General features: G+C 66.8%; 11 protein-coding genes and 1 pseudogene. 8 read left to right on the top strand and 4 right to left on the bottom strand.

Features of this window, described 5'->3' with window-relative positions:
* The first annotated feature begins 101 nt into the window (after positions 1–101).
* The 6 genes from I1A62_RS32240 to I1A62_RS32215 all read left to right on the top strand — a co-directional run bounded on the left by I1A62_RS32240 (position 102) and on the right by I1A62_RS32215 (position 8,203).
* Positions 102–1,574, top strand: a complete 1,473-nt coding sequence (locus tag I1A62_RS32240; RefSeq protein ID WP_219456351.1) for an APC family permease — start codon at positions 102–104, stop codon at positions 1,572–1,574.
* A 40-nt stretch (positions 1,575–1,614) separates the two neighbouring features.
* Positions 1,615–3,051 carry an aldehyde dehydrogenase family protein gene (locus I1A62_RS32235; RefSeq protein ID WP_219456349.1) on the top strand — a complete coding sequence of 479 codons (1,437 nt, stop codon included), beginning with the start codon at positions 1,615–1,617 and terminating at the stop codon, positions 3,049–3,051.
* A gap of 175 nt (positions 3,052–3,226) precedes the next feature.
* Complete coding sequence (locus I1A62_RS32230) at positions 3,227–3,988, top strand: DeoR/GlpR family DNA-binding transcription regulator (protein WP_218272313.1); 762 nt, start codon at positions 3,227–3,229, stop codon at positions 3,986–3,988.
* Between the two features lie 32 nt (positions 3,989–4,020).
* Entirely contained in the window at positions 4,021–5,448 is a 1,428-nt protein-coding gene (locus tag I1A62_RS32225) for an FGGY family carbohydrate kinase (RefSeq protein ID WP_219456347.1), read from the top strand.
* Positions 5,445–6,875 (top strand): NAD(P)/FAD-dependent oxidoreductase, encoded by a 1,431-nt coding sequence (locus tag I1A62_RS32220; RefSeq protein WP_219456345.1) that lies wholly within the window; start codon positions 5,445–5,447, stop codon positions 6,873–6,875. The genes I1A62_RS32225 and I1A62_RS32220 overlap by 4 nt, the downstream gene beginning before the upstream one ends.
* Positions 6,872–8,203: an NAD(P)/FAD-dependent oxidoreductase gene (locus I1A62_RS32215; protein WP_219456344.1), complete on the top strand. Its 1,332-nt coding sequence runs from the start codon at positions 6,872–6,874 to the stop codon at positions 8,201–8,203. The genes I1A62_RS32220 and I1A62_RS32215 overlap by 4 nt, the downstream gene beginning before the upstream one ends.
* 244 nt (positions 8,204–8,447) lie before the next feature.
* Here the strand turns inward: I1A62_RS32215 and I1A62_RS32210 are convergent, their stop codons facing one another.
* The 4 genes and pseudogenes from I1A62_RS32210 to I1A62_RS32195 form a co-directional block, all read right to left on the bottom strand.
* Positions 8,448–8,864, bottom strand: a complete 417-nt coding sequence (locus tag I1A62_RS32210; RefSeq protein ID WP_257890980.1) for an ATP-binding cassette domain-containing protein — start codon at positions 8,862–8,864, stop codon at positions 8,448–8,450.
* A gap of 1 nt (position 8,865) precedes the next feature.
* Entirely contained in the window at positions 8,866–9,258 is a 393-nt protein-coding gene (locus tag I1A62_RS32205) for an ATP-binding cassette domain-containing protein (RefSeq protein ID WP_219456340.1), read from the bottom strand.
* Positions 9,255–9,974: an amino acid ABC transporter permease gene (locus tag I1A62_RS32200; protein ID WP_219456339.1), complete on the bottom strand. Its 720-nt coding sequence runs from the start codon at positions 9,972–9,974 to the stop codon at positions 9,255–9,257. The genes I1A62_RS32205 and I1A62_RS32200 overlap by 4 nt, the downstream gene beginning before the upstream one ends.
* Positions 9,971–10,525 (bottom strand): annotated as a pseudogene (locus I1A62_RS32195) (transporter substrate-binding domain-containing protein); the annotation flags it as partial. The gene I1A62_RS32200 and the pseudogene I1A62_RS32195, both read right to left, overlap by 4 nt.
* Positions 10,526–11,154: 629 nt before the next feature.
* On the opposite strand from I1A62_RS32195, the gene I1A62_RS32190 reads away from it, so the two are divergent.
* A complete protein-coding gene (locus tag I1A62_RS32190; protein ID WP_219456336.1) occupies positions 11,155–12,495 on the top strand; it encodes an MFS transporter in 1,341 nt (446 codons plus the stop codon).
* Positions 12,496–12,669: 174 nt separating this feature from the next.
* Positions 12,670–13,566, top strand: coding sequence for a dihydrodipicolinate synthase family protein (locus tag I1A62_RS32185; protein WP_219456335.1), 897 nt, complete (start codon positions 12,670–12,672; stop codon positions 13,564–13,566).
* The last annotated feature ends 78 nt before the right edge of the window (positions 13,567–13,644 follow it).

Here is a 13,644-nt window from a genome sequence, read left to right as displayed (position 1 = left end):
CCTTGTGCGGCTACCCCAGACCCCAGCCTCGCCGCACTGCCGAGGCTTTCTCGACACCGACCAGTGAGGTCAGCATGGCCACAAAACCCGAAGAGCCGACCGTGTCCACTCAGCCACCCGCGCCCGGACCCGACTTCGAGTCCGCGCCCACCGGGACGCCCGCGGACTCCGATGCCGCGTACCTGGAAAAGCTCGGGTACAAGCAAGAGCTCAACCGCACGCTCGGACTCTTCTCCGCGTTCGGGGTGCAGTTCACCTCGATCGCGATCGCCTCCGGCATCTTCACCACCCTCATCGTAGGATTCGGATTCTTCGGCCCCGCCTCGTTCTGGTCCTTCCTCGTGGGCGGCGGCCTGCAGGTGTTCACCGTGGGCCTGGCAGTGGCGCAGCTGGTGTCCGCCTACCCGCTGGCCGGCGGCGTCTACCAGATCACCGGCCGGATCACCGGCAAGCCGTGGCTCGCCTGGCAGACCGGGTGGTGGCTGCTCATCGCCCACACCGTCGCCGTCACCACCGTGGCGGTCAGTATTTCCCCGTTCATCGCCGGATGGTTCGGCGTCACGTTCGACGGCCCCGCCGACACCCTGCCCTGGGCGCTGGGCCTGATCGTCCTCGGCACGATCATCAACATCGCAGGCGTCAAGGTCGCCGCGGTGCTCAACAACATCGGCGTCGTCGCCGAGGTGCTGTGCGTGGTTGCACTCGTCGGCGTCCTGCTGGTCGTCAAGCATCCCACCCAGCCGCTGTCCTTCCTGAGCGACTCGGGCGGGACCGCCTCCGGCGGGAACTGGTTCGTCCCGTTCTTGTTCGCGATGATCCTGCCCGCCTATGCGATCTCGTCCTTCGATGCCACCGGCAACGCGTCCGAGGAGACCAAGGACGCTGCCCGCAAGGCCCCGATGGCGTCGGTGATGGCGAATGTGTCGTCCTACGTGGTCGGCGTGTTCATGGTCGCCCTCATCATGCTCGCGATCCAGGACCTGCCCGCGGTGATGGACAGCGACACCCCGGTCAAGCTGATCCTCGACACCGCCGTCGGCTCAGCGTTCGCGAATGTCTTCGAGGCCGTCGCCATCATCGCCCTGTTCGCGGCGCTGGTGATGTTGCAGCTCACCGGAATCCGGGTCCTGTGGTCGCAGGCCCGCGACGGTCAGGTGCCTGCCGCACACTGGCTGCGCAAGGTCAGTGCGCAGCGCATCCCGATCAACGCCACCCTCACCATCTTCGCCCTGTCGGTGATCTTCGCCCTGTGGTCGTCGCTGCTGTCGGTACTGGCCGCCATGACCGCCCTGGCCTGGGGACTGGCGTACGGCGTCGTGGTCACCGTCGGCCTCTGGGGTCTGCTCAAGCACAAGCTGCCGAAGCACCCGTGGCACTACGGATTCCTGAGCCCGCTCATCTTCGTCCTGGCCATCGCCTGGTCGGTGGTGCTGTGCGCGCTGCTGATCTACTCCGACCCCACCCACGTCGGAATCGGCATGCTGCTGGTGATCCTCTCCGGCGCAGTCGTGTACATGACCATCCCCAAGAGCCGACGCGGCAAGTCCATCGACACCCTGCAAGGCCACCTGTAACCCCACCCGCCGACAATTCGCAACCGAGGAAAGGTTTCACATGTCGTCCTCCATCCAGCTCACCAACATCATCGACGGCAAGGCGGTGACGGGATCCTCCGACACAATCCGCACGGTCCTCAACCCCTCCACCGGTGAGGTGGTCGCCGAGCTGACCGAGTCCACGATCGAGGACGCCGACCAGGCGGTCGCCGCCGCCCGCGCCGCCTTCCCCGCCTGGTCCGCCAAGACCCCCGGCGAACGTTCGCAGATCCTGCACGAACTGGCGAATCTGCTCGAGGCCAACCTCGACGAACTCGCCCACCTGGAAACGATCGACGCCGGCAAGCCCACCACCGCGGCCACCGGTGACGAACTGCCCGGGATCGTCGCGGCGTTCCGGCACTTCGCCGGGGCGGGCCGGACACTGGCCGCCCAGGCCGCCGGGGAATTCGTCGCCGGCAACACCAGCTTCGTCCGGCGTGAACCCCTCGGCGTCGTTCTCGGCATCACCCCGTGGAACTTCCCTCTGTGGCAAGCAGTCTGGAAGCTGGCCCCCGCCCTGGTCGCCGGCAACACGGTCGTGATCAAGCCGGCCGAGCTGACCCCGATCGCCACCACCCGGTTCGCCGAACTCGCGCAGCAGCTGCTGCCCGCCGGTGTCCTCAACGTCGTCCACGGCAAGGGCAGCGTCGTCGGTGATCACCTGGTGCGCCACCACGAGGTCAACCTGGTCTCCTTCACCGGCTCCACCTCGGCCGGTCAGCGCATCGCTGAGGCGGCGGGCGCGACGCCCAAGCGTCTCGTGCTCGAACTCGGCGGCAACGCTCCGGTCGTGATCTACGACGACATCGACCTCGAGGCCGCGCTGCCGATCCTGACCAACGGCATCCTGTTCAACGCCGGCCAGGAGTGCATGTCCGCCACCCGTCTGCTGGTGAGCGAGAAGATCCACGACCGGTTCGTCGAGGCGCTCGCGGCCAGCCTGGCCGCTACCAAGATCGGGGACGCGGCCGACGCGTCGACCGTCCTCGGACCGCTGATCTCCGAAGGCCAGCGCGCCCGGGTCGCCGAGCTGGTCGACCGGCTCCCCGCTCACGCCCGCGTCGTCACCGGCGGCAAGGTCGTCGACGGTCCGGGTTACTTCTACGAGGCCACCCTGATCGACGGGCTGCAGCAGGACGACGAGCTGGTCCAGGAGGAGATCTTCGGACCGGTCGCGACGGTGCAGACGTTCACCGACGAAGCCGATGCCCTCGCCAAGGCCAATGCAGTCGAGCAGGGGCTGGCCGCCTCGGTGTGGACCCGCGACATCGGCCGCGCTCTGCGGAACGTCAACGCCATCGAGTCCGGGGTGGTCTGGGTGAACAACCACATGGCCGTCGGACCGGAAGGCCCGCTCGGCGGCTTCAAGGGCTCCGGCTACGGCAAGGAAGGCGGCGCTGCGGGGCTCGAGGAGTTCACGCGAGTCAAGCAGGTCATCGTCAGCCTCTCCTGATCCGCTCCTCGCGATCGCCCGCTGATTGTCGAAGTGCGCCGCGCCATGCCGAAAGCATTGGCGTGGCGCACTTTTCGTTTCACAAAGAGTTGCGAAACGTCTTGACCGACGCCCCACAACAGTCCACAATTACAGTCAACAGTCCTCGATAATCCACAGAATCAGGAGGGTCGCCATGCTCGCAGCAGAACGTCACCGCCGGATGACCGAGGCACTGCGAGTGAGCCGGATCGTCAGCACCGAGGAATTCTCACGACTGCTGGGCGTGTCCCCGGAGACCGTCCGCCGCGACCTCGTGGCCCTCGAACGCACCGGCGTCCTGGTTCGCGTACACGGCGGCGCCACCATCGACACCGACACGGTCGGCGAGGAGGCACCGTTCGCCGAGAGATCGGCGGAGCGGCACGAGACGAAGAGCCGGATCGGGAAGTTGGCCGCGGAGCAGGTGTTCCCGGGACAGACACTGATCTTCGACGTCGGCACCACCGTCCTCGAGGTCGCTCGTGCCCTGCCGAACTCCTTCCGCGGAACCGTCGCCACCTGCTCGTTGCTGGTCGCTGCCGAACTTGCCGGGCGGACGGGCGTCGAGGTACTCGTCTCCGGCGGCCGGGTGCGGGGTGGCGATCTCGCGTGCTCGAATCATCAAGCACTCGAGTTTTTTTCGAACATTCGTGCCGACGTCGCGTTCCTCGGGTCCGGTGGTCTCGACGCCGATGCCGGGCTGACAGACTTCCACATCGACGAGGCCGCTACCCGCAAGACGATCCTCGCCGGCACCGCCAAGAGCTACGTCCTGGCCGACGCGACGAAATTCGGTCGCGTTGCCCCACACCGGGTCTGCGGATTCGACCGCGTCGAGGCAGTGATCACCGACCAGTGTCCGCCCGACCGGATCCGCGACGCCATCGAGTCCGCCGGCGCATCCGCGCTGTTCTGATCCGGCGCTCACACTCTCGAAAGGAAGAGATCGTGGCAGTCCTTGCCATCGACCAGGGCACGTCCGGGACCAAGGCGGTCGTCGTCTCCGACGACGGCGACATCCTCGCCATCGCCGAGAACACCGTACGCCCAACGTATCTCGCAGACGGCGGCGTCGAGCAGGATCCGATGGACCTGCTGCACTCCGTCCTGGGCGCCGGCCGAAAGGCGGTCACCCAGGCGGGAGTGCCGGTGTCGGCCGTCTCCCTCGCCAACCAGGGCGAGACCGTCCTGGTGTGGGATCCGGAGACCGGACGACCGCTGAGCCCGGCTGTGGTCTGGCAGGACCGCCGGTCGGAAACGCTGTGTCGCGACAAGGCGGGCGCCCGGAGTTGGGTCGAACAGCGGACCGGATTGATTCTGGACCCGTACTTCTCGGCGCCCAAGATGCAGTGGCTGCGCCGCAACGTCTCCCGCGAGGGCGTGGTCACCACCACCGACACCTGGATCGTGCATCACCTGACCGGCGAATTCGTCACCGACACCGCCACCGCGAGCCGCTCGCTGCTGACCGGTCTCGACACCGGAGCGTGGGATCGGGAACTGCTGGAGCTGTTCGAACTCGCCGAGGAGCGGTTGCCCGAGATCGTCGGCAACGACGCCCTGGTGGGCAAGACCGATGCCTTCGGCGGGAGCGCCGCCGTGGGCGGGCTGATCGTCGACCAGCAGGCGGCGCTGCTGGCGGAGCAGTGCCTCGATCCCGGCACCGCCAAGTGCACCTTCGGCACCGGAGTGTTCCTGCTCGCCAACACCGGCCTGCGCCCGGTGCGCTCGGCCTCCCAGCTCGCGTCCTGCGTGGCGTGGAACGTGCGGGGGCAGACGTCCTACTGCGTGGACGGGCAGGCGTACACCGCCGCGTCGGCGATCCGGTGGATACAGGACCTCGGGCTGATCGCGTCAGCGCGGGACCTCGACAGCACCGCCGCCGAGGACTCCGGAGGCACCTACTTCGTCCCGGCGCTGGCAGGACTGGCCGCACCGTGGTGGCGACCGGACGCGACCGCCTCGTTCACCGGAATGACCCTGTCCACCGATCGGGCGCAGCTGGTGGCCGCGGTATTGGAAGGCCTGGCGGCGCAGACCGCCGAGCTGGTGTCGGCCGTGGAGGTCGATCTGGGCGGCCCACTCACCCGGCTGCGCGTCGACGGGGGGCTCACCCAGTCTCGGCGGTTGATGCAGGCGACCGCGGACCTGACCCAGATCCCCATCGACGTCTATCCCTCCTCGCATGCGACCGCTCTCGGCGCGGCCGCGTGCGCGCGCCTGGCGATGAATCCCGGCCTGTCCCTTGCCGACGCGGTCACCGACTGGACTCCCGCCACCACCTACGAACCTCGCTGGTCACCCGACCGCGCAGCAGAATTCCGACACCACTGGACGTCGGCGGCACACGCGACGCTTCCACAGGAGAAACGATGACTGACTCACCCACCCCCACCGACTACGACTTCGTCGTCCTCGGTGCCGGCATCGTCGGCTCGGCGATCGCCCGCGAACTGGCCGGATACGACCTCACCATCGCGCTCGTCGAGGCCCGTGACGACGTCGGTGACGGCACCAGCAAGGCGAATACCGCGATCCTGCACACCGGATTCGACGCGAAACCCGGCACGCTCGAATCACGGATGGTCAGCCGCGGTTACACCCTGCTGTCGGCATACGCCGAGCAGACCGGAATTCCCGTCGAACACACCGGGGCGATCCTCGTCGCCTGGAACGACGAGGAGTTCGACGCTCTGCCGAGTCTGCGGGACAAGGCCGCCGCCAACGGCTACACCGAGTGCGAAATCGTGGACGCCGACACCGTGTACGGGATGGTGCCCGATCTCGGCGAGGGCGTTCTCGGCGGTCTGACCGTGCCGGACGAGTCCATCATCTGCACCTGGACGACCAACCTCGCGCTGGCCACCGACGCGGTCGCCCGCGGGGTGACGCTGCGGACCGACACTCGTGCGGATTCGGTGACGGTCGAGGCAGACCGCACCACCCTGCACACCTCGGCGGGCGACATCACCGCCCGCTGGGTGATCAACGCGGCCGGTCTCGGGGCGGACTTCCTCGATCAGGCCTTCGGCTACGACCGCTTTCACATCACCCCGCGCCGCGGCGAACTGCTCGTCTACGACAAGCTGGCCCGCCCCCTGGTCGACAAGATCGTGCTGCCCGTTCCCACCTCCCGGGGAAAGGGTGTGCTCGTCTCGCCGACCATCTACGGCAACGTCATGCTCGGCCCGACCGCAGAGGACCTCACCGACCGGTCGGCGACGGGCACCTCGGCGAAAGGGTTCGAATTCCTGCTCGGCAAGGGCGCCAAGCTCCTGCCCCGGCTGCTCGACGAAGAGGTCACCGCCACCTATGCCGGGCTCCGGGCCGCAGCCGACTACGGTGACTACCTCATCGAGGTCGACACCGATCAGCGGTACGTCCTGGTCGGCGGCATCCGGTCGACCGGCCTGACGTCCGGAATGGCCGTCGCCGAGTACGTCGGTGAACTTCTCACCAAGGCCGATGCTCTCGGCGAACCCCGCGCCGAGCTACCGGACCCGCCGGCGATGCCGAACATCGGTGAGGCGTTCACCCGCCCGTACCAGGACGGTGCGCGCATCGCCGCGGACGCCGAATACGGCAAGGTCGTCTGCTTCTGCGAGCGGGTCACGGCCGGTGAGATCCGCGATGCCTACGCCTCGCTCATTCCCCCGGCCGGGCTCGAGGGTCTGCGCCGGCGCACCCGCGCCATGAACGGCCGATGCCAGGGCTTCTTCTGCGGGGCAGAGGTGGGCGCCCTCGCCGAGGGCTACCGATGCGCCGGCCGCTCCGCCGCCACGACACCGAAGGAAAACCGATGAGCGTCCCTACCTCACCACGCACCGTGGTCACGACCGACATCGCGATCGTCGGGGGCGGCCCGGCGGGCCTGTCCGCTGCCACCCGGCTCGGCAAGGTCCACGGCCGCCGCGCCCTCGTCCTCGACCGGGAGAGCCGTGCCGGCGGAATCCCCAGGCACTGCGACCACCCCGGGTACGGCATCCGCGACCTCCACACCTTCATCGGAGGTCCCGCGTACGCCGAGCGCCTGGTCCGGTCGGCGACTGACGCCGGGGCAGACATCCGGACCGATGCGACGGTCACCGCCGTCCACCCCGACGGCGCGCTCGATGTCACCAGCCCGGCCGGACTGCTGCGGGTGGAGGCGAAGGCACTCGTCCTCGCGACCGGTGCCCGTGAGCGGGCCCGGCCGGCCCGCCTGATCCCGGGTGATCGACCCGCCGGCGTGTACACCACCGGGCAGTTGCAGAATCTCGTGCACCTGCACCACGGTCGCGTCGGCAAACGTGCCGTCATCGTCGGCGGCGAACTCGTGAGCTGGTCCGCGGCAATGACATTGCGCCACGCCGGCTGCGACACCGTACTGATGACCACGCAATACCCCTCACCGGAGTCGTACGCCGCCTTCAACATCCCCGGCAAGGCGCTGTTCCGGTTCGCGATCGCCACCCGCACCCGCGTCGTCGGTATCATCGGCCGCAAGAACGTCGAAGCGATCGAGATCGAACACCTCGACACCGGCGTCCGGACGAAGATCGACTGCGACACCGTCATCTTCACCGGCGATTGGATCCCCGACCACGAACTGGCCCGCAGCGCAGGCATCGAACTCGATCCCGGCACCAAGGGGCCACTGGTCGACACCGCGCTGCGCACCAGCGCTCGCGGCGTCTTCGCCGCCGGCAACGTCCTGCACCCGGTCGACACCGCCGACATCGCCGCACTCGACGGCACCTTCGTCGCCGATCAGGTGGCCGGCTACCTCGACGCAAATGCGCCCGCTCCCACCGGGGAGGGTCTGCGCATTCTCGCCGAAAAACCGTTCCGGTGGGTATCTCCCGGCCTGCTGCGCCCGGGCGACCCGGCGCCGCCGCGGCAGCGCCTGCTGTTGTGGACGGACACGCTCGTCCGGTTCCCCAAGGTCACCGTCTCCCAGAACGGCCGCGTCGTGACCGCCCGGACACTGCCCTGGGCGGCCTCCCCCGGCCGCGTGTTCCGGGTGCCGTGGTCGATCATGCGCGACGTCGACCCGTCCCGAGGGCCGGTGACGGTCGGCCTGGCGAACGCAACCCGGACCGCACCCACGCTCAACGGAGTCGGGCAGTACATCCCCGCCCGCTGCTCCTGACACACGCCCGCACCCACGATCGCTTTCTGACCGCCCTGCCGAACCAGTCATCCTCCTGCGGTGCCTGATTCGGCAGGGCGGCTTTCGCAGTCCGGTGACGGCCGGGCGGTCGTCGGAATGCTCGGACGGGAGGGAGCGCCGCGGCTGGGCACGCAAGCGCGAACTCCAACGGAGATTCTCCGTTGGAGTTCGCGTATCCGTCGTGCCCTGCCGCGGCGGCTTCGCGCGCGAGCGCGATGCCGTGCTAGAACCGAACCGCATCCACGAACTTCCGCAACTCCTCGTTGCGGCACTGCGTGAATGCTTCCTCAGGTGTCGCGTCCACCACGATCTTGCCTTCCGAGAAGTACACCAGCCGGTCTGCCGCCTTCGCAGCGAAGGCCATGTCGTGGGTGACCAAGGCGACCGAGATGCCCTCGTCCTGCTTCAACCGTGTGAGGACGCCGAGCACCTCTGCCGCCACCGGCGGGTCCAATGCACTCGTAATTTCTTCGCACAGTAGTAGTTTCGGCTTCATCATCAATGCCCGAGCGATTGCCACCCGCTGCCGCTCACCACCGGAGAGTTGCGCGGGTCGCGCGTCGATGTGCGATTGCATGCCCACTTCACCGAGCGCACGGGCAGCGTCGGCCCTGAGATCCCGGCGGTGTCCGCCGCGCACCTTACTCGGCGCAACCACGAGATTCTCGACTCACACTCATATTGGGCCAGAGCGTGTAGCTCTGGAACACCATGCCGATGTCGGCTCGCGCCGACGCCCATGCAGCTGTCCGGTTGCCGTCGTCGAAGACCACTTTTCCGTCGACAGCGATCGAACCGCTGTCCGGCTCGGTCAGGCCGGCGACGGCCCGGAGCAGAGTGCTCTTTCCGGATCCGCTTCGCCCGATGATGACGGTGATGTCGCCACGATGGAGGTCGAAGTCGACGTTGTCGAGGACACGCCGGTTGTGGAAGGTCTTGTGCAGTCCACGCGCCGATACCATCGCGGTTCCCTGCCGCCCTTCGTGCCCGGTCGAGTCGTCCAATGTCACGGTGTCGGTGTGTCGTTCGTTCACGCGAATGTCCCCTTCCTCTCGAGGGTGAGCATGTTCCTGCGACGCGGTGGTGCCACGGTCCTCATCTTTCGCTCGATGGTGCTCGCTATCAGCGAGATCGGGAACGCGATCGTGAAGTACATCGCGGCAGCCAACGTCAGGATTTCGACCGGCCGATAGGTGAGGGTGGCTTGGGTGTTGGCCACGAACATCAGGTCGGCCACGGCGATGGTCGACACGAGCGCGGTGTCCTTGAAGGTGGAGATGTTCAGCGAGAGGATGACCGGCAGCTGCTGTCGCAGGGCCTGAGGAACGATGATGTGCCGGAGCCGCTGCACGGATGTCAGCTGGAGCATGCGCCCCGCCTCGATTTGTTCGACGGGGACATTCTGAAATCCGCTTCGATAGGCCTCTGCCATGAAGGCCGTCAGGTTTGCCGTCAGTGCCACCAGCGCCGACGTGAAGCCGCTGAACGAGCCCCCGGTCAGGATGGGGAGACCGTAGAAGATCCAGAACAACTGAACCAGCAGTGGGGTGCACCGGAAGAGTTCGATGTAGGCCTGAGCGATCCACCTGACCGGCCGCACCTCGGACATCCTGGCCACCGCCACCGGCACCGCCAGGACCATACTGATGGAGACTGTCAAGACGGTGATCTCGATGGTCGCGATCAGACCGTCGAGCATGAACGGCAGCGCACCCTGGGCCGCGGTCCAGTCGAACTGGAAGGCGCTCATTTGGCAACCTTCTGCATGGCGCCGAGTTCGCCGATATCCATGTAGCCGACATCCGCGAGTGCGTCGACCATGGCGGCCTCGGTTTCGGCAATCGCGGCGTTGACCGCCTCGAGGGATCGTTGATCGGTGTCCTTCCGCACCCCGTAATTGGCGGTGGCTTGGTAGATCAGCGGATCGGGCACCACGATCTTGAGCGACGGATCTGCCTGCACCTGCGCTTCGGCGGTGGGGAGGTCGGTGAACTCGGCAACGGCCCGCTTCGCCTTGACCGCCTGAACCGCATTCGGATAGGTGTCGATCGGTAATGTCTTGCCACCCAATTCGACGATCTTCGCCTCGTGCGCCGAACCTTGACTCGTGGCGATCGGAAGCTCCGCGGCGAAAATATCCGTAGCGGTGTGTTCCGCCGAGTTGTCCAGGACAACGAACACCCCGTGCGGCATGTACACGGCATCGGTAAAGGAAATTGCCCTTTCGCGCTCCTCGGTCTTGTCGAGGTTCGCCGCGAAGTCGTACTTGTCCGATACCAGGCCCGACACTATGTTTCCCCATGTGGTCGGTACCGTCTACACCGAGCTGTTCGGCCAAATGCCGCAAGGGGATCAGATTTGGTCCCGACATGGTCCCGTCGGCTTGTTGGATCGTCATGGGCGGCGCCACCGCCACGCCGACCCGTAACACCCCAGCAGACTTGATGTCGCCGAGAAGATCCGTTTCTGTCGAGGATCCGGCTGACCCTGATCCACATGCTCCGAGTGCTGTCGCGACGGCGAGACCCACGCAGAGGGCTGCCGAACTCCTGAGCCCACGTGAAAGTGACATCACTACCTCCGGTGATTAGGGAACGTGGTCGAGACCGCACCCCACAGGGTGGTCGACAATCGACCAACATGGCGCAAACTATGACACCGATCACATTCACTGTCAACGGCGACTGGATCGGTTTACTGTCAGCATCTTTCGCCGACCATTGCGCATACGACCGCGGATCGCCCGGGGCGCCCGGAGCGCGCCTGGCGACCCTCACCTTCACCCCGCAAGCAGGTGACCGGGCGCGCGCGAAGTGGCTTTACTCGACGTTGACATTGCGTGTGACCCGGACAACAATCAGGAAGTCACTTGTCGACAATAGACCGCACTACAACTTGTGCGGGTGCCCACGAATCGATCGGAAGCGTCCATGACAGAACACCAGGGCCATCTGCACGGCTCGGAGATGCGTCGAGCCATCACCGCGGCGGCCATCGGAAACTTCATCACCTGGTTCGACTTCGCGGCCTACGGGTTCCTCGCCGTACTCCTGGGGCAGATCTTCTTCCCCTCCGAAAACCCCGCCACCAGCCTGCTGGCGACCTTCGCCGCATTCGGGGTCGCCTTCCTGATGAATCCGATCGGCGGATTCGTCTTCGGCCGTCTCGGCGACAAGGTGGGCCGCAAGAAGATCCTGGCCACCGTCATCATCTTGATGTCGATGTCGACCTTCGCGGTCGGCCTGCTGCCCGGCTACGCCTCCATCGGCATCGCCGCGCCCGTCCTGCTGGTGGCTCTGCGCATCCTGCAGGGCTTCGCCGCCGGTGGCGAACCCGGCGGTGCCGCCACGTTCCTGGTCGAGTCCGCCGCACGGGGACGACGGGCACGCACGGTGAGCTTCTGGCACTGCTCGAGCTACCTCGCCAACGCCGCCGCCTCGATCCTCGTCCTGAGCTTGAACGCGGCCCTGAGCGACGACGCGATGTTCGCCTGGGGCTGGCGGATACCGTTCCTGATCGCCGGTCCGCTCGGACTGGTGGGCCTCTACATCCGGCTCAAGCTCAGCGACACAGCGGAGTTCGAGCGCTTGCAGGCTTCCGGCGAGGTGAGCGAGTCTCCCATCAAGGACGCCCTCGCCACCAGCCGGCGCCAGATCGTGCAAGTCGTCGGCTGCATCGCCTTCCAGGCCGCCGCCTTCTATTTCATCTTCGTCTACATGGAGACCTACCTGCAGGCCGAGGTCGGATTCTCGTTCGGCATGGCGTCCGCGTCGACGGTCACCTGCCTGGTGTCGGCCGCGGTGTCGATCTTCGTCTTCGCCCGCTTCTCGGACCACTTCGGCCGCAAGCCGGTCATCATCCTCGGCGCGGTGTCGAGCACACTGATCGTCTTCCCCGCCTTCGTGGCGTTCTCCACCGGCAACATCGCCGCCATCATGGTCGCCCACGCCGCCATGGGCGTGTGCCTGGCCATGTTTATGTCGGCCTCCGGCGCCGCGATGGTGGAGATCTTCCCCTCGCGGGTGCGCTACGCCGGCTTCTCGATCGGCTTCAACATCTCCGTCGCGCTGTTCGGTGGCACCGCACCGTACGTTGCGACCTGGCTGATCTCTGCCACCGGAAGCCCGATGTCCCCCTCGGTGATCCTGATCGTCACCGGGGTCACCGCGATCGTCGCCGCCGCCACCCTCCACGAAACCGCCGGACGCAAGACCGACGCCGTCATCGCCGCCCGTCCGGCGAAGTACGACCCGCTCCGGGTCGGCGAATGAGAACCCGTCACCCGAACCCTTGACAAGCACCGCGCGCCACAGTTAAGTTTCTATCGTTCACTTGTCGACAATCGTCAATCTACGACGTCGAGGAGACGAGCGGGATCCGGGCCATCGACTCGGAGAATCCACGGCACTCGAGTAGCCGACCAACCACGACACAAGGACACGAACATGACCAAGAAGCTGGGTGGCATCCTCGCTGCCGTATCCACTCCCTTCGCCGCCGACGGCTCCGTCGACGAAGGCGCACTGCGCAACCACGTCGACTTTCTGATCGACAACGGTCTGCACGGTCTCGTTCCCGGTGGCAGCACCGGCGAGTTCGCGGCACTGTCCCTCGACGAGCGCAAGCTCGTCAACAAGGTCGTCATCGACCAGGCCGCAGGCCGGGTGCCCGTCGCTCCGCAGACCGGCTCGACCCGCACCGCGGACGCGATCGAACTGTCCAAGCACGCCGCCGACGCCGGAGCGGACGCAGTCCTGCTGGTCCAGCCGTTCTACGAGGCCCCCACCCGCCACGAGGTCATCGAATACTTCGCCACCGTCGGCGAGGCCGCGAACATCCCGGTCATCGCGTACAACCTGCCCGGTGTCACCGGAATGAACCTCGACCGCCCGTTCTACCGTGAGCTGCTCGAGCGCACCGACTCCGTGAAGTACATCAAGGACACCTCCGGCTCGATCGAGCAGGCCTTCGACCTCATCTTCAACCTCGGTGACGCCATCGACACGTTCGTCGGCTGGGACACCATCGTGCTGCCCGCCTTCTCCGCCGGTGCCGCCGGATCCATCTGGGGTGCACCGAACTTCGCGCCCAAGGAGACCGTGGCGATCTACGAGCTGGCCAAGGCCGGCAAGTACACCGAGGCACTCGAGATCTTCAAGCGCCTGTGGAACGTCCTCGACTTCCTGGGCAAGGAAGGCTACGCCGTGGCCACCAAGGCCGCCGCACAGGCCGTGGGTGTCGACCTCGGTGTGCCGCGCGCACCCTACGGCGAACTGCCCGCGGACAAGAAGGAAGAGCTCACCAAGCTGATCGCCGAGACCGGCCTGAACTACGGCAAGTAGACCGGTCCCTCACCGACTGTCGGCGATGCCGGCCCACCGCGGCCGGCATCGCCGACCCGAATCGCACGCGTTTCGAAA

Origin of the sequence: Rhodococcus sp. USK10, from assembly GCF_019378875.1 — a bacterium.
Lineage (GTDB): Bacteria > Actinomycetota > Actinomycetes > Mycobacteriales > Mycobacteriaceae > Rhodococcus_F > Rhodococcus_F pseudokoreensis.
Note: the sequence above shows the minus strand (reverse complement) of the source record. Positions and strands in the feature narration are given on the sequence as shown.

Excerpts from the sequence above, each read along its gene's own strand:
- I1A62_RS32230 (WP_218272313.1), top strand. The coding sequence starts at position 3,227 with ATGCTCGCAGCAGAACGTCACCGCCGGATGACCGAGGCACTGCGAGTG.
- I1A62_RS32235 (WP_219456349.1), top strand. The coding sequence starts at position 1,615 with ATGTCGTCCTCCATCCAGCTCACCAACATCATCGACGGCAAGGCGGTG.
- I1A62_RS32220 (WP_219456345.1), top strand. The coding sequence starts at position 5,445 with ATGACTGACTCACCCACCCCCACCGACTACGACTTCGTCGTCCTCGGT.
- I1A62_RS32185 (WP_219456335.1), top strand. The coding sequence starts at position 12,670 with ATGACCAAGAAGCTGGGTGGCATCCTCGCTGCCGTATCCACTCCCTTC.
- I1A62_RS32190 (WP_219456336.1), top strand. The coding sequence starts at position 11,155 with ATGACAGAACACCAGGGCCATCTGCACGGCTCGGAGATGCGTCGAGCC.
- I1A62_RS32200 (WP_219456339.1), bottom strand. The coding sequence starts at position 9,974 with ATGAGCGCCTTCCAGTTCGACTGGACCGCGGCCCAGGGTGCGCTGCCG.
- I1A62_RS32215 (WP_219456344.1), top strand. The coding sequence starts at position 6,872 with ATGAGCGTCCCTACCTCACCACGCACCGTGGTCACGACCGACATCGCG.